Below are 19,506 nucleotides of genomic sequence, written 5' to 3' on the forward strand. Positions count from 1 at the left end.
TTCCTCTTAAACCAGCTTTTCTTATCAGAAAAGGTTGGCTTTAAAACAATTACTTACCGAAGAAGTAAGCAACTTCACGTGCAGCAGACTCAACAGAGTCAGAACCGTGAACAGCGTTTGCATCGATAGACTCAGCGTAGTCTGCACGAAGAGTACCAGCAGCCGCTTCTTTAGGGTTAGTTGCACCCATTAGTTCACGGTGACGTAGTACAGCGCCTTCGCCTTCAAGAACAGAAACAACGACTGGACCAGAAGTCATGAATGCTACAAGGTCTTTGTAGAAAGGACGCTCTTTGTGCTCAGCGTAGAAACCGCCAGCTAGCTCGTCGTCTAGTTGAATCATTTTAGTTTCAACGATTTTAAGACCAGCACGCTCGAAACGAGTGAAGATTTCACCGATTACGTTTTTAGCTACTGCATCAGGCTTGATGATAGATAGAGTGCGTTCTAGCGCCATGATTAACTCCAAATTGTATTTAAATGGGCTATTTTAATGTTAGCCCGACCATAAAAGTTTAGCGCGCAGATTATACGCATGTCTCTGTGAAAGTTGTATGTATCTAACGTGCTTTTTTACATTTATTCAGTAATTTCCCTAAAAAATGTCGTAATTAAACGCCACGCAACTGAGACACTGCATTTTTCAGGGTTGTAACAACAAATTCCACCTCTTCTTCCGTGGTAAAACGACCAATAGAAAGACGTAAAGAAGCATGGGCAAGCTCGTCAGCCAAGCCAATAGCACGCAATACGTAGGACGGCTCCAGACTGGCAGAAGTACAAGCAGAACCCGAAGATACAGCAATATCTGCAAGAGACATTAAAAGAATCTCGCCATCAACCCCATCGAACCCCACATTTAGAACTCCAGCCACGCGGTTAGGAGAATCACCATTTAGATGCACCCCAGATAGCTCAGATAAACCAGCCCACAGACGCTCCCTTAATGCCGTAATGCGAGCACTGTCAGCCTCCATATCAGACTTGGCAATTGCAAAGGCCTCACCCATACCCACAATTTGATGAGTCGCTAAAGTTCCCGAACGCATGCCTCGTTCGTGACCACCCCCATGGATTTGAGCTTCCAGTTTCACCTTAGGAGAACGGCGAACATATAGGGCACCTATTCCCTTCGGGCCATAGGTTTTATGTGCCGTTAGAGACATGAGATCGACATTCATAGCGTTCACATCTATGGCAACCTTACCTGTGGTTTGAGCACCATCCACATGCAAATAGATACCTCGTGCGCGGGTCAATTGACCAATCGAGGCGATATCCGTCAGCACTCCTAGCTCATTATTGCCATGCATCAGAGACACCAAAATAGTGTCCTCTCGCAGTGCAGCCTCCACCATTGCCAAAGTGATTTCACCGTGGGCATTTGGCTGCAAGTAAGTCACCTCAAAACCCTCAAGCTCCAGCTGGCGACATGGGTCCAACACAGCCTTATGCTCAATCAATGACGTAATAATATGACGGCCTTTTTGGGCGTTCGCACGAGCCACACCTTTCAAAGCAAGGTTATTAGCCTCGGTCGCACCTGAGGTCCACACAATTTCGCGAGCATCCGCACCAATTAACTCTGCCACCTGCTGACGGGCTTCTTCTACCGCTTCCTCAGCACGCCAACCGAATAAATGAGAGCGAGAAGCTGGGTTACCAAAGTTTCCGTCTTGGGTCAGGCAAGCCATCATTTTTTCAGCAACACGGGGATCAACGGCAGTGGTAGCTGAGTTATCTAGGTATACGGGAGTGTTCATCTTAAATCTCCGAATAAGCTATGCAGAGGCTTGAGCAATAGATTGAATACGTCCCACAATAGAACGTAAGCCGTTTCCGCGAGTTGGGCTCAGATGGCTTTCAAGATCCAACTCAGCAAAATAGGTGTCGATATCAAACGCCAATATTTCTTGGGCGGTTTTTTCATTGTACGCCGCCATAACTAACCCCAATAAACCACGCACAATCACCGCATCACTGTCTACGGCGAACACCAAAACTTCACCTTTCTCTGGGTCTTGTCGGCTGTCTGGCTGAATCCAAACATTACTCTGGCAACCTTTGACCAATCGCTCCTGGGTGTGCCAAGCATCATCAAACTCAGGTAAAGACTTACCTAGGTCGATGATGTATTTATATTTCTCTTCCCAATCATCAAAGAATGAAATGTCATCAACAATGTCTTCGGTAGTCGGTAGTGACATAATGCGCCTCTCTGTCAGGGCAAAAGCAAAAAAAGAAACGGCCGACGTGTCAGCGTCAGCCGTGGAATATAGTCAGTCATTTTAACGCGTATTTAAGCGTTCTAAAAGAATAAGCCAGCTTCTAACTGAGCTTCTTCGCTCATCATTTCGCGAGACCATGGTGGATCAAATACTAGCTCAACCTGTACCAATTCAACGTTCGGTACCTTAGCGACACGGTATTTCACATCACTCACTAAAACTGGCCCCATGCCACAACCTGGGGCGGTTAATGTCATATCAATGCTGACCTTGCCAGCCTCTTGATCTATAGCGACTTTGTAAACTAACCCAAGGGACACCAAGCTAATTGGAATCTCAGGATCAAACACGCTATCAAGAGCCTGCCAAACTTGATCTTCAACAATTTGACCAGAGCCATCGTCTGTAAAACTCAGCACTTCAGGCTCTTGCCCGATGGCATCTGCATCCGTGCCATCAATGCGTAGCATGTTACCTTGAAAGGTAACGGTATAATTGCCACCTAGCGCTTGGTTAATCGTAATAAATTGCCCTTCTGGAATGGTGGTGGGCTCACCACTAGGGACTCGTCGAGCGGGGCATTCTCGCTGAGTTACAACCATCTTTTGCATAGATTAATTCACGCTAAAGCTTTCACCGCAGCCACATTCTGCTACGACGTTTGGATTATTGAACTTCACAACCTGGTTAACACCTTCACGGACCAAATCGATTTGTGTGCCGCGAAGTAAGGTCAAAGATTCATCATCAATGGCCAACTTGATACCATCAAAATCCAACAAGGCATCCCCTTGCTCCGGCGCCGCAACAATATCCAGTACATAGGCATAGCCCGTGCAGCCGCTTTCTTTGGTGCTCAGGCGCACCACACCCTCTTGCTTCGCCAATTTAGAAGCAAAGAACTTTCGGGCTGAGTCTGTCAAACTCACTGTTTGTTTGGGATCAAATGTTTCTGTCGTCATAATGTCCTCCTAAGCCAACATCATGCGCACTTTTTTCAATGCGGCAAAAAACTGCTCAACTTCGTCGAGCGTATTGTAAATCGAGAACGACATGCGCGCCGTACCTGGCACGTTAAAACGAGCCATAAGCGGCTGAGCACAATGATCGCCAGTACGGATAGCAATCCCCTGACGATCCAAAAGAAATCCGATGTCTGCCGGATGACCTTCATCTAGCACAAAGCTAAACGCCCCCACTTTATCCTCTGCCTCGCCGATCATGCGCAGACCTTCAAAGTCCTTAGCAAGCTCGGTTGCACGAGTCATCAAAGCTTGTTCATGGGCTGCCACATCTGCGTGATCAAGAGCATCAAACCATCGAATAGCCTCACCTAATGCAATGGCATCACCGACATTTGGTGTACCCGCTTCTAGTCGATAAGGGAGTACATTCCAAGTAGCGTCTTGTAGGGTCACCGTAGCGATCATCTCACCACCAGTTTGCCAAACGGGCCATTGCGCTAATAGATCCGCCCTCCCCCAAAGCACCCCAACACCCATGGGACCATAAATCTTATGGCCTGAGAAAGCGTAGAAGTCACAGCCAATGTCTTGCACATCCACATTGCCATGAGCAATGCCTTGAGCGCCATCCACCAATACCCAAGCGTCAACGCGTTTTGCTTGCTCCGTCATCCATTTAATCGGATTCACAGTGCCCAATGAGTTAGACACATGGGGGAACGCCACTAACTTGGTGTTTTCATTTAATAAAGACGAGTAAACCTCTAAGTCTAACTCACCCTTGTCAGTCACAGGCACTGTATGTAAGGTCGCACCTGCGGCCTTACAAGCTTGCTGCCAAGTAACAATATTGGCGTGATGCTCCATGCCTGTCACAATCACTTCATCGGAAGCAGTCAGAAGCTTCGCTAAACCGTTAGCAATCATATTGATGCCTTCGGTCGTACCAGAAGTCCAAATCACTTCTTCACGCTTTGGCGCGTTAATGAAGTCTTTAATGATGTCGCGGGCGCCTTCAAACTTACGTGTCGCCTCATCCGCTAGCCGATGGGCACCACGGTGGACGTTAGAATTATACTGAGTGTAATACTCAACCAGCGCATCGATTACGCACTGCGGCTTTTGTGTGGTCGCGGCGTTATCGAGATATATAAGCGGCTTACCGTCGATTTCTCGTTTTAAGATTGGAAACTGCTCACGTATCGCAGCAACATCAAGACTCATAGCTTTCTCGCTTATTTAACTTCCATTTGAGCAAATCGGTCACGAATAATAGGACGCACCCATTCCGCTAACTCTGCAGCAGGCATCTGATCGATCAATTCATTAATAAAACCAAAACTCAACATAAGCTGGGCTTGAGAGCGACTCACACCGCGAGTTTGCAAGTAGTACAAGGCCTGTTTGTCGATCTCGGCAATGGTGGCACCATGAGCACAACGTACATCATCAGCGTAAATCTCAAGCTCCGGCTTGGTATTGATTTCAGCTTTGTTAGACATAAGCAGGTTACGGTTATTTAACTCTGCTAACGTCTTTTGCGCATCTGGATGAATATGGATACGTCCGTTAAAGACTGCTCTACTTTGGTCTGCGGCAATGCCGCGGATGTTTTCTTCGGTAGTACAGTTTGGCACCCCATGCTCAACGTTTGCATGCAAGTCAAACAACTCTTTTCCATCCAGCAAGTAGATTGCGTTCAGTTTTGCATCCGCTTTTTCACCAGCATGGATAATATCTGTGTCGATGCGCTGAAGATCACTACCAAAACCGATGATAGTGCTATTCAAAACTGCTTTTTCAAGCAATTTGAAGTGGCTTCCACCAATGGCAACATTATCTGCTGCCTGCATAGCAAAACGGTAATGCTCTAAGCTCGCTTCTGGGCCCACTAAAAACTCTGTAAACGCAGTGGTCAGAGAAGCCCCTTGAGCTTCAGCATTCTCAACGACTTTTACTGAGGCGCCCGCCTTGATGTCCACGACCACACGAATATGGCCTTGAGCGCCATTGCTCATCAAATTATTGATACGCACCATAGACTCAACGGCAACACCTTCTGCAACCGTTACCACCGCCACGTCAGCAGCCAAAACATCGTTGACCAAACCAAATACATGGCGTGCAGGCTTGATGGAGCCAAATAGGTCAGACTCCTGCATTTCAATGGTGATGCCTTCTGGTAGTTCTTCTGGCATAGACACCAACTGCCCATCCACAAAGGTCAACTCTAGAAACTCAATGCCTGCAATCTGTATTGGCTCCAGCTCTGGGGATTCTTCTTTGTAGATCGCAGTGCTACGCTCAACCGCTCGAAGCGGTGTGTACTTCCAAGCTTCGGTTTTACGGGTTGGCCATTTAACGTCTTTTAATTGCGTAAGCGCAGCCGCTCGCTGGCTTTCAAAACCATCTTGAATGCTGTCGGCACGAGCGATGGCTTGTTGTAACCATTCACTCATGATTAATCCTCTAGTTCGTCTTCAGTTGGCTCTGTTTGTAACCAAGCATACCCTTGTGCTTCCAGCTCTTTGGCCAAAGATGCATCACCACTTTTAACGATTTTACCGTCCGCCAAAACATGCACGAAGTCAGGCTTGATGTAATCCAAAAGGCGCTGATAGTGGGTCACAACGATAAAGCTGCGCTCAGAATCACGTTGGCTATTGACGCCGTTGGCAACCACTTGCATAGCATCGATGTCTAGACCAGAGTCGGTTTCATCCAAGATGCAAAGTTTTGGCTTAAGCAAAATCATCTGCATGATCTCGTTACGCTTTTTCTCACCGCCAGAGAAGCCTTCGTTAACACCACGCTTAAGGAAAGACACAGGCAAATTAACTTGTTTACAGGCTTCTTTAGCAATCTTTAGAAACTCTGCGGAAGTGAGTGACTCTTCGCCACGCGCTTCGCGCTGGGCATCTACTGCGACTTTTAGAAACTCAAGGTTGCTTACACCAGGGATTTCAACTGGGTATTGGAAGGCTAAGAAAAGCCCTGCACGAGCGCGATCTTCCACTTCCATTTCTAGCAAGTCTTCACCCGCTAAGGTCACAGAGCCACTATCAGCTTCGTAGCCATCACGACCAGAAAGCACATAACCAGTGGTGGATTTACCCGCACCATTTGGCCCCATGATGGCGTGTACTTCACCAGGTTTGATATCAAGGTTGAGACCTTTGAGAATGTTTTTTTCTTCTACACTGGCGTGCAAATCTTTAATCGACAACAAAACGTTTTCGTTTGACATGTTCAATGGGTTCCTCAACCTAACCAACAGAGCCTTCAAGGCTAATTTCGAGAAGTTTGCCCGCTTCAACGGCAAACTCCATAGGGAGTTCTTTGAATACTTCTTTACAGAAGCCGTTTACGATCATGGAGACCGCTTTTTCAGGATCCACACCACGTTGACGGCACAAGAACATTTGATCGTCGCTGACTTTAGAAGTCGTTGCTTCGTGTTCAACAATGGCCGACGGATTGCGGCTTTCCACGTATGGGAAGGTATGGGCGCCACACTTATCACCGATCAGCAAAGAGTCACACTGGGTGAAGTTACGTGCACCTTCTGCACCTGGGTTCATACGCACTAAACCGCGATAGGCATTGCTACTGCGACCAGCGGAGATCCCTTTAGAGATAATCGTAGATTTAGTGTTTTTACCGATATGAATCATCTTGGTCCCCGTATCCGCTTGTTGGCGGCCACGAGTCAAAGCGACAGAATAAAACTCACCAATACTGTTGTCCCCTTTCAAGACACAGCTTGGGTACTTCCAAGTCACTGATGAGCCCGTTTCTACCTGCGTCCAAGAGATTTTCGCATTGGTATGGCAGACACCACGTTTAGTAACGAAGTTGTAAATACCGCCTTTACCTTCTTCATCACCTGGATACCAGTTCTGAACGGTAGAATATTTGATTTCCGCATCGTCCATAGCCACCAGCTCAACTACCGCAGCGTGAAGTTGGTTTTCGTCACGTTGAGGTGCAGTACAGCCTTCAAGGTAGCTAACGTATGAGCCTTCATCGGCAACGATTAAGGTACGTTCGAATTGACCAGTATTTTGTTCGTTAATACGGAAATATGTAGACAGCTCCATCGGACAGCGAGTGCCTTTTGGAATGTAAACGAATGAGCCATCAGTGAAGACAGCACAGTTTAGAGCGGCAAAGAAGTTATCCTTAGTAGGAACAACACTACCAAGGTATTTTTTAACTAATTCAGGGTACTTATGAACGGCTTCGGAGATTGGGCAAAAAATAACGCCGGCCTCTTCTAGCTTTTCACGGAAAGTCGTCACCACCGATACCGAATCGAATACAGCATCTACTGCAACACCCGCTAGCATTTGCTGCTCAACCAAAGGGATACCTAACTTTTCGTAGGTACGCAGCAACTCAGGATCCACTTCATCAAGAGATTTAGGCTTATCCTTCATACTCTTTGGCGCAGAGTAGTAAGAGATCGCTTGAAAATCGACTTTTTCGTAATCCACATGAGCCCAATCAGGCTCATCCATTTCTTGCCAAACACGAAACGCATTAAGACGCCATTCCAGCATCCACTCAGGTTCACCTTTGACTTCAGAGATTCGGCGGATAACGTCTTCGTTAAGCCCTGGCTCAAACGTTTCTGATTCCACTGCAGAAACGAAGCCTGCTTCGTATTCTCGAGCTAACGCCTTATCAATCTGCTCAGTCATATTCGAAACTCACTCGTTGTTCTAGGAATGCTAGGCATTCACTTGATTATGTTTGTTAATTGATGAGTGCCGCAGAGATTTTATCAATCGAACTGCCACCAACCATCTTGCTATCATGCTCCTGACGCTCAGCCACTTGACGTACGTCGTTGCGCTGAACCAGTTTTTCGAGACTGATACCACTCAAAAAATCATGAATCTGATCGCTTAAATCACACCAAAGGTGATGCGTCAGACATGTGTTGCCTCCCTGACAATCACTCCGCCCTTTACATCCTGTCGCGTCTACTGATTCATTCACAGCATCCACAATTTGAGCGACGTAAATATCTGCTCGATCTCGACTCAAGCGATAACCACCGCCCGGCCCACGAACACTAAGAACCAAGTTTTGCTTTCGCAACTTGGCAAACAACTGCTCGAGATAAGACAAAGAGATACCTTGACGATTTGAGATATCAGAAAGTGACACTGGCCCACTGTCTGTGTGTAAAGCCAAGTCCAGCATTGCCGTCACGGCGTAACGGCCTTTTGTTGTTAAGCGCATACACGTTCCACTCAAATACTCATTGATGGAGCAAATAATACACAAAACCTACTATTTTGATCAAGTATTTACCCGACTGTATTAGTAGGTTATTAGCGCTTATCTAAATTCTGCGGTATTTTAAGGGTATACGTTTCAAAACTGAACAAATTCCCTAGCATTTGTTTCTATATACTGATGAGTTTTTCTGATAAACCTCTTAATAATTGAAGTAAAGGTTCCTAAGGAGCATCAGCATGGCCAAAAACGCCGATAAAGTTGAGCAAAAAGACGACACAGAGCAAGAAAGCAAACCCAAACGCAAACTCCCCTTAGGGCTGATTGCCAGTTTCTTTGGTTGCTTTGTTTTAAGCGTAGGCGCCTCCTCAGGAGTAACCTATATGCTGGTCTCTAGTAATACTGAGGATGAAATCAGTGCTGAGGAAGAAACAGTAGACTCGCAACTGGTGGCCATGCGCCAAAGCATTGAACAGCAAAACAGTGCCATTGATGCCATGAGTGCTGAAAATGAAACGCTGAAAACCTATCTACGTCATAGTAGCGCCACAGCCTTGAAAAACATCTTGATTAACCAAGAAGAAAACATTCAAGGCTACTTATCGGTTATGCGGCAGGCTATTGGTGACTTAGGTGACATATTACCTAATGGCACAGATTGGGAAACCACCTATCAGTATCAGATGGATCTGGCGATGAAATCGAGCATGGAACGCGCAAGTCTATTGCGCCTGCTCAAAACTGGCGAACCGCCAGAACAACCCAATAATGTTGCTCCACAAACCACAACAAGCACTCAATAACGCTTCATGCCCCCTTGTTTGGTGTAAAGATCTTTACACCAAACAAGCACCTCCACTTCACCTACACCCACAAAAACTTTTAATTTTACCTTTATAAATCAGACACTTAGAATAGAAATCAAACACTCTCCAAACCACCCGGTTTTTGCAATACTTTAGGATACGCATAGGCCCATTCACTATTTCGATTGAGCGTTTGCAATGCTTGCATAATGATCATTGACGGTCAGCACCCAAGCCACGAGCTTAAATAACAACACAGTAAGGTGCTTTTACTCATCGTCAAATTACATAAGGAACCATTATGTCAATTCGCAAGACGCTTATCGCGAGCGCTATTCTTTCCGCTACCGTTACCTCCAGCTATACCCTTGCCGCCCATGTACCTGAAGGCGTTAAACTGGCAGACAAGCAAGAGCTGGTTAAAGGCGGTGGTGCAGAACCTGCAACCCTAGATCCTCAAAAAATCGAGGGTACTCCAGGCTCATTACGTGCTAGGGATTTGTTTGAAGGACTGTACAACCAAGATGGTGATGGCAACTTGATCCCTGGCGTTGCAGAAAGCTACACAGCGAATGATGACAACACCGTCTACACCTTTAAACTACGTAAAGATGCCACCTGGTCAAATGGCGAACCTGTTACAGCAGAAGACTTCGTGTTTGGCTTTACCCGTGCCGTAGATCCAGCCACCGCATCGCCTTATGCTTGGTTCATTGAAATCCCATCCATTGTAAATGCCAGCAAAATCATTTCAGGGGAAGCAGATCCTTCCACATTGGGAGTCAAAGCACTGGACGACCATACCTTTCAGGTCACCCTTGAACGCCCTGTACCATATTTCGTAAAAATGACGTCCCACCAAACCATGTTCCCTGCTCCTAAAGCAGTCGTAGAAAAATGGGGTGATGACTGGACTAAACCAGAGCACATCGTATCAAACGGCGCATATCAACTGGATGATTGGATCGTTAACGAAAAGATGGTGTTCACTCGAAACACTCACTACTGGAACAACGATGAGACTGTTATCAACAAAGTCACCATCTTACCAATCGAGTCCCCTAACGCAGAAATGAAACGCTATCAAGCGGGTCAAATGGACGTTAGTTATGAATTACCTAACGATCACTTTAAACAGTTAACCAAAAGCATCCCAGACGAAGTTGTTGTAACGCCTCAACTCGGCACCTATTACTACCAATTCAACACAAAGCAAGCGCCATTTGATGATGTTCGCGTTCGTAAAGCCCTGTCCTACACCATCAACCGCGACGTAATTGCGAAATTTGTCACAGGAACAGGAGAGCTTCCTTCCTACTCGTTCACCCCTGACGTTGTAAACGGCTTTACACCTGCAAAACCTGACTACGCTACTTGGTCGCAAAAAGAACGTGACGAGAAAGCGAAAGAGCTGCTAAATGACGCAGGTTTTGGCCCAAGCAACCCACTCAAATTCAACCTGCTTTACAACACTAATGACAATCATAAAAAGATTGCCATCGCTGTTTCATCTATGTGGAAAAAGGCCCTCGGTATTAATGTCACACTAGAAAACCAGGAATGGAAAACCTACCTCGAAACCAAAAAAGCGGGTAATTTTGAAGTGGCTCGAGCCGGCTGGATTGGTGACTACAATGAAGCCTCCACCATGCTGGATTTACTAACAACGACCCACGGCAACAACGACGGCAAGTACAGCAACGCCGAGTACGACAAGCTGTTGCATGACGCCCGCACCATGAAAGCCCCCGCACAGAATTACAATGCCGCCGAAGAGATTGCCATCGAGCAAGACATGGCTGTGGCACCTATCTACCAGTACACCACGAAACGTCTAGTGAAGCCTTATGTGGGTGGCTACATGCCAAACCCAGAGGACAATATCTATACCCGTGATATGTACATCATTGCCCACTAATCGACTCGAGTCGAAACGGACAAGGCCCCCTGGGCCTTGTCTATTTGTTCCACCCCCATTCGCTTGGGTTAACACAAGTAATTCAACATGCTGACATTTATTATCAAGCGTATTTTTGAAGCGATTCCGACTCTGCTGGTCTTGATTACGATTTCGTTTTTTTTGATGCACGCCGCGCCGGGCAGCCCTTTCTCTAGTGAACGAAGCCTACCACCAGAAGTACTCGCCAACATTAATGCAAAATATCACCTAGATGAACCCGTCATTAACCAGTACTTCCGTTATCTTGGTGGCTTATTACAAGGGGATTTCGGCCCATCCTTCCGTTACAAAGATTTCTCTATTAACGAGCTGATCGAACAGAGCTTTCCCGTCTCCGCCAAGATCGGTATATGGTCATTTCTAGTCGCACTTATCCTAGGCGTGGGAAGCGGCATTATTGCTGCTTTGAAACAAAACTCTTGGTGGGATGTGGGTGTCATGGCGTTTGCTAACCTCGGCATCGTTCTACCCAACTTCGTACTCGCCCCCCTGTGTATTTTGCTGTTTTCTATCCATCTTAATTGGCTTCCCCCGGGTGGTTGGAACGGTGGCGCATGGCCTTATTTAGTGATGCCTGTGATTGCCATGTCCACCAGCTATATTGCACAGATCGCACGAATCACACGGGGAAGCATGATTGAAACCATGCATTCCAACTTCATTCGCACCGCTCGTGCCAAAGGACTACCGAAGTTTCGCATCATTTTTCAACATGCCCTGCGTCCAGCCATGCTTCCGGTTATTTCATACCTAGGCCCCGCATTCGTTGGCATTGTCACCGGGTCTGTGATCGTAGATGTCTATTTCGGCACCGGTGGGATAGGTCAGCACTTTATTAATGGCGCATTAAACCGTGACTACTCCATGGTAATGGGAGTCACTATTTTGATCGGCACATTGACGATTCTATTCAACGCCATCGTCGACATTCTTTATGCCGTGATCGATCCAAAAATCCGCTACTAGGTTCCTGTTATGCAAATCACAAAAGATAAAATTCAGACGGTAGAGCAATTCGCCCTCGACGTCACAGAAGTACAAGGCAGAAGCTTATGGCAAGACGCCCGAAGACGCTTCTTCTCTAACAAAGCGGCAGTGGTAAGCTTAGTTATACTCGCCCTAATTACAGCAATCAGTCTAATAGGCCCGTTATTAAGCCAATGGCACTACGAAGACATAGATTGGGAAGCCCTTTCAGATATCAGTACTCTGGGTCGCCCTAATATTGAAAATGGCCACTACTTTGGCACAGATACTCTCGGGCGAGATATCTTCGTTCGCACCATGCAAGGCGGCCAAATATCGCTTTTAGTGGGCATTATGGGGAGCTTCGTAGCCATCGTCATTGGAACCCTATACGGAGCAACATCAGGGTACCTTGGTGGCCGAGTAGACAGTATCATGATGCGCGCCCTAGAGATTTTAAACTCTTTCCCTTTTATGTTTTTCGTCATTATTTTGATGACGCTTTTTGGCCGTCACATCTTCTTAATATTTGTCGCCATTGGCGCTATTTCTTGGCTCGACATGGCGAGAATTGTACGCGGGCAAACCTTAAGTCTGAAAAACAAAGAGTTTATTGAAGCCGCTCATGCCTGCGGCGTTTCAAGCACCAAGATCATCCTTCGCCACATAGTACCCAATGTACTTGGGATTGTTGTCGTGTATGCCACCTTACTCGTACCTAACATGATTCTACTGGAGTCTTTTATTAGCTTCCTTGGTCTTGGGGTTCAAGAGCCTATGACAAGCTGGGGAGCTTTGATTTCAGAGGGTGCTCAAAACATGGAAATCGCAGTCTGGCAGCTTGCTTGGCCTCTGAGTTTTCTGATTGCCACCCTGTTTTGTTTTAACTTTTTAGGCGACGGGCTGCGAGACGCCCTCGATCCAAAAGATCGATAAGGAGCCGATAATGAGCTTATTAACCGTTAATAATTTACAAGTACACTTCAACACACCAGATGGCCAAGTCACCGCGGTAAACAACTTAAACTTCTCCTTAAACCAAGGGGAAACCCTAGGCATAGTTGGCGAATCCGGTTCAGGAAAAAGCCAAACAGCTTTTGCCTTGATGGGATTGCTAGCGAAAAACGGCGTGATTGAAGGTGAAGCCATTTTTAACCAGCAAAACCTGCTGACTCTCAATGAAAAGGCGTTAAACAAAGTAAGAGCATCGGAAATTGCCATGATTTTTCAGGACCCGATGACCTCCCTCAATCCCTACATGAAGGTCGGCAAACAACTGATGGAAGTCTTAAAGCTGCATCGTGGTATGTCGCACAGTGCAGCCTTTGAGGCCTCCGTACGCATGCTAGAAGCCGTGAAGATCCCAGAAGCACGCCAGCGTATGAACCATTACCCTCACGAATTCTCTGGAGGCATGCGTCAACGGGTTATGATCGCCATGGCACTACTCTGCCAACCTAAACTCTTGATTGCAGATGAACCAACCACTGCCCTAGATGTAACAGTACAAGCGCAAATCCTAACCTTGTTAAACGAACTCAAAGCAGACTTTGATACATCAATCATCATGATTACCCATGATCTAGGTGTTGTGGCTGGATTATGTGACCAAGTCCTGGTGATGTATGCGGGACAAACCATGGAATACGGCTCCACCGAAGACGTTTTTTACCGACCGACTCACCCTTATACACAAGGGCTGCTGCAAGCGGTGCCTCGCTTGGACACCGAAGGAGAACTGCTAAGCACCATACCAGGCAATCCACCAAACCTATTGCATTTGCCCAAAGGATGCCCCTTCCAAGAACGTTGCCTCCATAAGGAGTCACGCTGCGAAACAGAGGAACCTACCTTAGATGAATTCGCCTCAGGGCGACTCCGCGCATGCCATCACCCGATTGATACACAGGTTGCCCTATGATGAATAACAAAACTTCAATCATGGAAGTGAATAACCTTAAGGTGCACTTCCAAATCAAAAAAGATAATGCTTGGCCCTGGGAAAAACCTCGCACACTCAAGGCCGTAGATGGCATAAACCTGAGTATCTATGAAGGGGAAACCTTAGGTATTGTCGGCGAATCAGGTTGTGGTAAATCCACCCTCGCTCGGGGGATACTTCGCCTAGTGCCCATCACAGAAGGGAGCGTGGTGTGGCTAGGGAAAGACCTCACCTCCTTAGATAAACAGCAGTTGCGCGCTAAACGGCAAGAGCTACAAATGATCTTTCAAGATCCATTAGCGTCTCTTAATCCTCGCATGACTGTGGGCGAAATTATTGGCGAGCCACTCACCACCTTCAGACCTGAGTTAACCAAGGACCAGGTCAAGGAAGAAGTGAGGCAAATGATGGCCAAGGTTGGCTTGTTACCAAACGTGATCAACCGCTACCCACATGAGTTTTCCGGTGGCCAATGTCAACGTATCGGTATCGCCCGTGCACTGATCCTAAAACCGAAGTTAATTGTCTGTGATGAGCCTGTGTCAGCCCTGGACGTCTCCATTCAAGCTCAAGTGGTGAACTTGCTAAAAGCCCTGCAAAAGGAAATGGGATTGTCCTTAGTGTTTATCGCCCACGATCTAAGTGTGGTAAAACACATATCTGATCGAGTGCTTGTTATGTACTTGGGCAATGCAGTGGAAATAGCCCATAAGAATGAACTCTATGACAATCCGCGTCACCCTTACACCCAAGCATTGCTGTCCGCCGTGCCTGTACCTGATCCAAAGTTAGAGCGAAACAAAGAAATCCAACTGCTTGCCGGAGAGCTTCCTTCGCCTATGTCACCACCTTCCGGCTGCGTCTTTCGGACCCGCTGCCCCCATGCCAAGGAACTGTGTGAAACACAGAAGCCAACATTGACTCAAGTAAATGATCTTCATTACGTCGCTTGCACCCGCAAGGACGAACTTCAATAACAAAAAAGCCCGATGGAAACATCGGGCTTTTTCTTAAATTTCTGGCACCACTTCAACCAGTGGACGCTGCCGTTTCTTCGCTCTTTCCGCCAGCATATCTTTTCTACCAATGTAGAAAAGCGGCAAAATAATCAGAGCGGCGCCCAAGATCAAGCTAAGATCGATCCCCTCACCAAAGAACAGCCATCCCGCTACAATGGCGAATAATAAGCCAGAGTACTCCGCAGAGCTCACCTGACTAGACGCCACATAACGGTATCCTATTAAGCAACCCATACTGTAAGCAACGGAACACACGGAAGAAGCTAAGGCGAAACCAAATTGTTCCCAAGTTAAAGAGCCACCTTCCCAAATGGCTAAAGCTCCAGCAAGAGGTAGCGCACAAAATTGTGCTACCAAAAGGCCATGCATTGCACTTTGACCCGTTGGTAATTTACGCACCAAAAGACTATTCACCGCCAATACAAAAGCAAACGCTAGAGCGCTTAACATGCCCCAACCAATATAACTTGGCTTTAAAATAACAAGAACGCCTAAAAAACCTGAGATTGCAGCCACAGATACCGCAGGCGTTAGCTTCTCTTTGTAAAACACTACCGCCAATAAGATGATAAAAATAGGCGCTGTGTAAAAAATGGCATTGGCGGTTGCTAAAGGCAATTGCGAAAGTGAAATGACCAATAAAACAGACGTCAAGATCCACAGGTTACCACGCACAACATGCAACTTAAGCCCAGCGAAAGGGTTCTGCTCACGCTTACGCAATACGAAAGGCATCAGCAAAAGACACATGAATAACACACGGAAAAAAGTAAACTGAAATACCGCCACATTCGCATCGGCCAACTTGATAAACACATCACACAATGTGGCCATCAAATTCCCCAATACCAAAACAACAATGGCACTACTTACCGTACGCCCAGACATCGCTCATTACCTCAAAACAGTGAATCAATGGCGGCAGTATAATTAACAACAAAAATCCAATAAAATGATATAATTTAACCAACTATTAGTTTTTTGGATACTAAAATGAAGCTGCCACCATTGAAGTCACTTCCCGTATTTGAAGCTGTTGCCCGATTAAACAGTTTCTCATTGGCAGCGGAAGAACTTCACATTACTCAAAGTGCCGTATCCCATCATGTGAAGAGTCTAGAAAATCATTTAGGTGAACAGCTTTTTCTACGCTCAGGTAGAAAGCTCGAGTTGACTCAAGAGGGACGAAGCTACTTAGACAGCATCACCAGCTCCCTCAATCAAATTGCCCGAGCAACCGAACAGGTCAAAGGCGCGACGGAAGCAAAATTGAGGCTAGCGGTTTACAGCTCATTTGCTGTGTATTGGTTAATTCCGCGGCTACCAAATTTAAAACGACAGTTCCCTAATTTAGAGCTGACCATTGAAATGACCTTCTCCGAGCCTGAACTATCAGATCGCACAGCCGATTGCTTCATCACCATTGAGACAAACAAAAGAGGGTTTGAGTTTGAATACTTCTACACAGAAAGATTGTTTCCAGTTTGTAGCCAAGGGATGTATCAACAAATCAAAGCAGAATTAAACGCTGACACAGATGAGGACTTGCTTACGATTCTGGAAGCGCAACCAGAGGCACTGGCCAAATTTCCTTTGATCACGTCCTATAGTATGTACGATAAATATGCTGAGGATTGGCGTAGATGGTTCGATGAACAAAAAGTAGTGATGCCCGACAACGTGATGTTTCATCGCTTCAGCCACCTAATGCTCGCTCAAGAGGCCGCCATACATTCGCTAGGAATAGCCTTAGTAAATGATTATATGTACAACGAAAACGAGCCCCAGGATGGACTGGTAAAGATACCGTGCTTTTATCATAACGCTAAGGACAAGTTCTACTTAGCATTCAAACAAAGCAGAAAGCACGAACCAGCTTTGCAACAACTGCGCAGCTGGCTCATGAAGGAATTTAACACCCTAGTAGAGAACTAGTTGCTTGTGGCGGCTCGCTCTTTTTTGACCGCCGCAATAACAAAGGCAAGTAACTCAACCGCTGCGATCATAACAATCGAGTAGCCTAAAAGCTCTGTCCCCTCTTCCACAACATTTTTAACAACACGGACATAACCATCTCCCATCAGGGCTTTCCATAAATCACCGCGTCCCATCATGCGAGAGAAAGCTAAGATGATCACCATGCCACAAGCCACAAAACCAAAACTCGATGTTTCAGAGAAACGACGTAGAGACTGATAGCTCTCTTTCACTTGCTTGCGAAGAACAACAATCACAACCAACAAAATCACACTGACGATTGCCTGCCATGCACCATCAAACACATTTTGATCTAGGTACGAATCCGACTCACGGACACACATCATCAAAGTAAGGGCACCTAAAAGAATGCAGGCTTGACGAAGTGGCTTAGAGTAATAAGCACAAATAAAGAAAATCACAGAACTAGAAAACGTAAACAAGTCCTGAAGCCTCTCCGTAAGAGATTGCTCGTTGTACTCTGCCGCAGTCCCAAACTCAAAAGCCTCTAAGGCGATACACTGCGCAATGGCAGCCAAACCAAACAAATAAATTAAACCACGAATAATAAACATCACTATCTCCAAGCAGAACCTGAAGAAGTTTACAGACTAGCTAATGTTAAAAAGAGACCATGTAAGTAACTACCGCTGTGTATTCACATTACTGCAGAAAACATACACTTTAATCCCAATTAGTAAAAAGTCGAATAAAAGATATAATTAAAACAGTCACTTAGAATCATCGAATTATGTAAATCTAAAATATTAGACATAACGTTCGCACTAGAATATCCAGACAAACTCAAAAACACTTAACAGAACACAATTCAACAGCAACTTACACCTGTGACCGCCGTATCAACCAAGTAGCAAGTCTCAGGCATCTCATGTCCCTTCCCTTTTAAAGGGGAAGGCTAGGATGGGGTTCGGATTCGTAGGGGTCAAAACCCTATACTATTAGGGATTGCCTGAAACTAATGTACGTAAAGGGATCTGACCCCTTTTAACGCAGGCATCTCAGGTTCCTTCCCCTTTTTAAGGGGAAGGTTAGGATGGGGTTAATCTGCCTCGTCATTAATGTAAACGACCTACAATGATCTGACGCTGCGCGTCATCCCCTGCGGGCATCCTTCGGATGTCTGCCACTGGCTCCTTCGGAGCATGGTGTCATCTCACGTCCCTTCCCCTTTTCAAGGGGAAGGTTAGGATGGGGTTAATCACTTTTTAAACAAGCACAAAAAAGCCCTGACCATTTCTGATCAGGGCTTCGTATTTGAAGCTTGACGACGACCTACTCTCACATGGGATCTCCCACACTACCATCGGCGATGGCGCTTTTCACTTCTGAGTTCGGGATGGGATCAGGTGGTTCAACGCCTCTATGATCGTCAAGCAAACTGGTATGCGTTCGTTTTGAGTTGATGTTCAAAACACGCAAGTTCGTTAACTTGAGTCTTCAACAATTAGACTTTTTTGAAACAGTCGATAACCAAGCATTCAAACCGGTACCTCCAAGGATGGAGGCAATACTGATAATTGTCTGGAACAATTTCAGTACTATCGTAAATTCTTTGTAGTTCACTCTGTTTTCTTCAGAGCTTAGCAAAACCACTTTGGTGTTATATGGTCAAGCCTCACGAGCAATTAGTATTGGTTAGCTCAACGCCTCACAACGCTTACACACCCAACCTATCAACGTCCTAGTCTCGAACGGCTCTTTAGGGTACTTAAAGTACCAGTGAGATCTTATCTTGAGGGAGGCTTCCCGCTTAGATGCTTTCAGCGGTTATCCCGTCCGAACGTAGCTACCCGGCAATGCCACTGGCGTGACAACCGGAACACCAGAGGTTCGTCCACTCCGGTCCTCTCGTACTAGGAGCAGCTCCTCTCAAATCTCAAACGTCCACGGCAGATAGGGACCGAACTGTCTCACGACGTTCTAAACCCAGCTCGCGTACCACTTTAAATGGCGAACAGCCATACCCTTGGGACCGGCTTCAGCCCCAGGATGTGATGAGCCGACATCGAGGTGCCAAACACCGCCGTCGATGTGAACTCTTGGGCGGTATCAGCCTGTTATCCCCGGAGTACCTTTTATCCGTTGAGCGATGGCCCTTCCATACAGAACCACCGGATCACTAAGACCTACTTTCGTACCTGCTCGACGTGTCTGTCTCGCAGTTAAGCGCGCTTTTGCCTTTACACTCTATGCATGATTTCCGACCATGCTGAGCGCACCTTCGTGCTCCTCCGTTACTCTTTGGGAGGAGACCGCCCCAGTCAAACTACCCACCACACAGTGTCCTCGATCCGGATAACGGATCTGAGTTAGAACCTCAAACATACCAGGGTGGTATTTCAAGATTGGCTCCATGCAAACTGGCGTCTGCACTT

Annotated in this window: 18 protein-coding genes, 2 rRNA genes and 1 pseudogene (1 of these 21 running past the window's edge); 7 read left to right on the plus strand and 14 right to left on the minus strand. The window is 46.4% G+C overall.

Translation table 11 applies throughout. The features are described from left to right. Positions 1-49: 49 nt before the first annotated feature. The 10 genes and pseudogenes from ndk to iscR form a co-directional block, all read right to left on the minus strand. Positions 50-457 (minus strand): nucleoside-diphosphate kinase, encoded by a 408-nt coding sequence (ndk, locus tag ACZ5DR_RS00110; protein WP_377365123.1) that lies wholly within the window; start codon positions 455-457, stop codon positions 50-52. Positions 458-611: 154 nt separating this feature from the next. After that, complete coding sequence (locus ACZ5DR_RS00115) at positions 612-1,763, minus strand: IscS subfamily cysteine desulfurase (protein ID WP_377365121.1); 1,152 nt, start codon at positions 1,761-1,763, stop codon at positions 612-614. A gap of 18 nt (positions 1,764-1,781) precedes the next feature. Continuing rightward, a complete protein-coding gene (locus ACZ5DR_RS00120; RefSeq protein WP_377365119.1) occupies positions 1,782-2,207 on the minus strand; it encodes a SufE family protein in 426 nt (141 codons plus the stop codon). Between the two features lie 101 nt (positions 2,208-2,308). Continuing rightward, positions 2,309-2,839: a putative Fe-S cluster assembly protein SufT gene (gene sufT / locus ACZ5DR_RS00125; RefSeq protein WP_377365117.1), complete on the minus strand. Its 531-nt coding sequence runs from the start codon at positions 2,837-2,839 to the stop codon at positions 2,309-2,311. 3 nt (positions 2,840-2,842) lie between these two features. Continuing rightward, positions 2,843-3,190: a HesB/IscA family protein gene (locus ACZ5DR_RS00130; protein WP_377365116.1), complete on the minus strand. Its 348-nt coding sequence runs from the start codon at positions 3,188-3,190 to the stop codon at positions 2,843-2,845. Positions 3,191-3,199: 9 nt separating this feature from the next. Next, a complete protein-coding gene (locus ACZ5DR_RS00135) occupies positions 3,200-4,417 on the minus strand; it encodes an aminotransferase class V-fold PLP-dependent enzyme (RefSeq protein ID WP_377365114.1) in 1,218 nt (405 codons plus the stop codon). Positions 4,418-4,428: 11 nt separating this feature from the next. Next, positions 4,429-5,652 carry a Fe-S cluster assembly protein SufD gene (gene sufD, locus ACZ5DR_RS00140; RefSeq protein ID WP_377365112.1) on the minus strand — a complete coding sequence of 408 codons (1,224 nt, stop codon included), beginning with the start codon at positions 5,650-5,652 and terminating at the stop codon, positions 4,429-4,431. A 2-nt stretch (positions 5,653-5,654) separates the two neighbouring features. Next, positions 5,655-6,362 (minus strand): annotated as a pseudogene (gene sufC / locus ACZ5DR_RS00145) (Fe-S cluster assembly ATPase SufC); the annotation flags it as partial. Positions 6,363-6,459: 97 nt separating this feature from the next. Further along, the gene (gene sufB / locus ACZ5DR_RS00150; RefSeq protein ID WP_377365110.1) at positions 6,460-7,896 is read right to left on the minus strand and encodes a Fe-S cluster assembly protein SufB; all 1,437 of its coding nucleotides are present in this window, start codon (positions 7,894-7,896) and stop codon (positions 6,460-6,462) included. 55 nt (positions 7,897-7,951) lie between these two features. Then, positions 7,952-8,443: a Fe-S cluster assembly transcriptional regulator IscR gene (iscR, locus tag ACZ5DR_RS00155; RefSeq protein ID WP_377365108.1), complete on the minus strand. Its 492-nt coding sequence runs from the start codon at positions 8,441-8,443 to the stop codon at positions 7,952-7,954. Positions 8,444-8,679: 236 nt separating this feature from the next. Here iscR and ACZ5DR_RS00160 point away from each other — a divergent pair, with 236 nt between their 5' ends. From ACZ5DR_RS00160 to oppF, 6 genes are all read left to right on the plus strand, one after another. Beyond that, positions 8,680-9,243, plus strand: coding sequence for a hypothetical protein (locus ACZ5DR_RS00160; protein WP_377365106.1), 564 nt, complete (start codon positions 8,680-8,682; stop codon positions 9,241-9,243). A 304-nt stretch (positions 9,244-9,547) separates the two neighbouring features. After that, the gene (locus tag ACZ5DR_RS00165) at positions 9,548-11,164 is read left to right on the plus strand and encodes an ABC transporter substrate-binding protein (RefSeq protein ID WP_377365104.1); all 1,617 of its coding nucleotides are present in this window, start codon (positions 9,548-9,550) and stop codon (positions 11,162-11,164) included. Positions 11,165-11,251: 87 nt separating this feature from the next. Beyond that, positions 11,252-12,172 carry an oligopeptide ABC transporter permease OppB gene (gene oppB / locus ACZ5DR_RS00170; RefSeq protein ID WP_377365102.1) on the plus strand — a complete coding sequence of 307 codons (921 nt, stop codon included), beginning with the start codon at positions 11,252-11,254 and terminating at the stop codon, positions 12,170-12,172. A gap of 9 nt (positions 12,173-12,181) precedes the next feature. After that, positions 12,182-13,108 (plus strand): oligopeptide ABC transporter permease OppC, encoded by a 927-nt coding sequence (gene oppC, locus ACZ5DR_RS00175; RefSeq protein WP_377365100.1) that lies wholly within the window; start codon positions 12,182-12,184, stop codon positions 13,106-13,108. A 10-nt stretch (positions 13,109-13,118) separates the two neighbouring features. Continuing rightward, positions 13,119-14,093 (plus strand): oligopeptide ABC transporter ATP-binding protein OppD, encoded by a 975-nt coding sequence (gene oppD / locus ACZ5DR_RS00180; protein WP_377365098.1) that lies wholly within the window; start codon positions 13,119-13,121, stop codon positions 14,091-14,093. Next, on the plus strand, positions 14,093-15,091 hold the full coding sequence (gene oppF / locus ACZ5DR_RS00185) for a murein tripeptide/oligopeptide ABC transporter ATP binding protein OppF (RefSeq protein WP_464543929.1): 999 nt from the start codon (positions 14,093-14,095) through the stop codon (positions 15,089-15,091). Before oppD ends, oppF begins: the two co-directional genes overlap by 1 nt. 33 nt (positions 15,092-15,124) lie before the next feature. On the opposite strand, the gene ACZ5DR_RS00190 is transcribed toward oppF, so the two are convergent. Then, positions 15,125-16,021: a DMT family transporter gene (locus tag ACZ5DR_RS00190; RefSeq protein ID WP_377365094.1), complete on the minus strand. Its 897-nt coding sequence runs from the start codon at positions 16,019-16,021 to the stop codon at positions 15,125-15,127. 105 nt (positions 16,022-16,126) lie between these two features. Between ACZ5DR_RS00190 and ACZ5DR_RS00195 the strand changes: the two genes are divergently transcribed. Continuing rightward, positions 16,127-17,068 carry a LysR family transcriptional regulator gene (locus tag ACZ5DR_RS00195; protein WP_377365092.1) on the plus strand — a complete coding sequence of 314 codons (942 nt, stop codon included), beginning with the start codon at positions 16,127-16,129 and terminating at the stop codon, positions 17,066-17,068. Here ACZ5DR_RS00195 and ACZ5DR_RS00200 read toward each other — a convergent pair. From ACZ5DR_RS00200 to ACZ5DR_RS00210, 3 genes are all read right to left on the minus strand, one after another. Beyond that, positions 17,065-17,685 (minus strand): hypothetical protein, encoded by a 621-nt coding sequence (locus ACZ5DR_RS00200; RefSeq protein WP_377365090.1) that lies wholly within the window; start codon positions 17,683-17,685, stop codon positions 17,065-17,067. The genes ACZ5DR_RS00195 and ACZ5DR_RS00200 overlap by 4 nt on opposite strands. Positions 17,686-18,390: 705 nt before the next feature. Continuing rightward, a 5S ribosomal RNA gene (rrf, locus tag ACZ5DR_RS00205) occupies positions 18,391-18,505 on the minus strand. A 230-nt stretch (positions 18,506-18,735) separates the two neighbouring features. Beyond that, positions 18,736-19,506 (minus strand): 23S ribosomal RNA (locus tag ACZ5DR_RS00210); it runs 2,115 nt beyond the window's last position.

The sequence above is a fragment of the Marinomonas vaga genome, from assembly GCF_055388305.1.

Bases quoted from the DNA above. Each gene is read 5' to 3' on its own strand.
- ACZ5DR_RS00160 (WP_377365106.1), top strand. From the start codon at position 8,680: ATGGCCAAAAACGCCGATAAAGTTGAGCAAAAAGACGACACAGAGCAA.
- sufB (WP_377365110.1), bottom strand. From the start codon at position 7,896: ATGACTGAGCAGATTGATAAGGCGTTAGCTCGAGAATACGAAGCAGGC.
- ACZ5DR_RS00115 (WP_377365121.1), bottom strand. From the start codon at position 1,763: ATGAACACTCCCGTATACCTAGATAACTCAGCTACCACTGCCGTTGAT.
- sufD (WP_377365112.1), bottom strand. From the start codon at position 5,652: ATGAGTGAATGGTTACAACAAGCCATCGCTCGTGCCGACAGCATTCAA.
- sufT (WP_377365117.1), bottom strand. From the start codon at position 2,839: ATGCAAAAGATGGTTGTAACTCAGCGAGAATGCCCCGCTCGACGAGTC.
- ACZ5DR_RS00135 (WP_377365114.1), bottom strand. From the start codon at position 4,417: ATGAGTCTTGATGTTGCTGCGATACGTGAGCAGTTTCCAATCTTAAAA.
- oppF (WP_464543929.1), top strand. From the start codon at position 14,093: ATGAATAACAAAACTTCAATCATGGAAGTGAATAACCTTAAGGTGCAC.
- oppB (WP_377365102.1), top strand. From the start codon at position 11,252: ATGCTGACATTTATTATCAAGCGTATTTTTGAAGCGATTCCGACTCTG.
- oppD (WP_377365098.1), top strand. From the start codon at position 13,119: ATGAGCTTATTAACCGTTAATAATTTACAAGTACACTTCAACACACCA.
- ACZ5DR_RS00130 (WP_377365116.1), bottom strand. From the start codon at position 3,190: ATGACGACAGAAACATTTGATCCCAAACAAACAGTGAGTTTGACAGAC.
- ACZ5DR_RS00120 (WP_377365119.1), bottom strand. From the start codon at position 2,207: ATGTCACTACCGACTACCGAAGACATTGTTGATGACATTTCATTCTTT.
- ACZ5DR_RS00195 (WP_377365092.1), top strand. From the start codon at position 16,127: ATGAAGCTGCCACCATTGAAGTCACTTCCCGTATTTGAAGCTGTTGCC.
- ndk (WP_377365123.1), bottom strand. From the start codon at position 457: ATGGCGCTAGAACGCACTCTATCTATCATCAAGCCTGATGCAGTAGCT.
- ACZ5DR_RS00165 (WP_377365104.1), top strand. From the start codon at position 9,548: ATGTCAATTCGCAAGACGCTTATCGCGAGCGCTATTCTTTCCGCTACC.
- ACZ5DR_RS00190 (WP_377365094.1), bottom strand. From the start codon at position 16,021: ATGTCTGGGCGTACGGTAAGTAGTGCCATTGTTGTTTTGGTATTGGGG.
- oppC (WP_377365100.1), top strand. From the start codon at position 12,182: ATGCAAATCACAAAAGATAAAATTCAGACGGTAGAGCAATTCGCCCTC.
- ACZ5DR_RS00200 (WP_377365090.1), bottom strand. From the start codon at position 17,685: ATGTTTATTATTCGTGGTTTAATTTATTTGTTTGGTTTGGCTGCCATT.
- iscR (WP_377365108.1), bottom strand. From the start codon at position 8,443: ATGCGCTTAACAACAAAAGGCCGTTACGCCGTGACGGCAATGCTGGAC.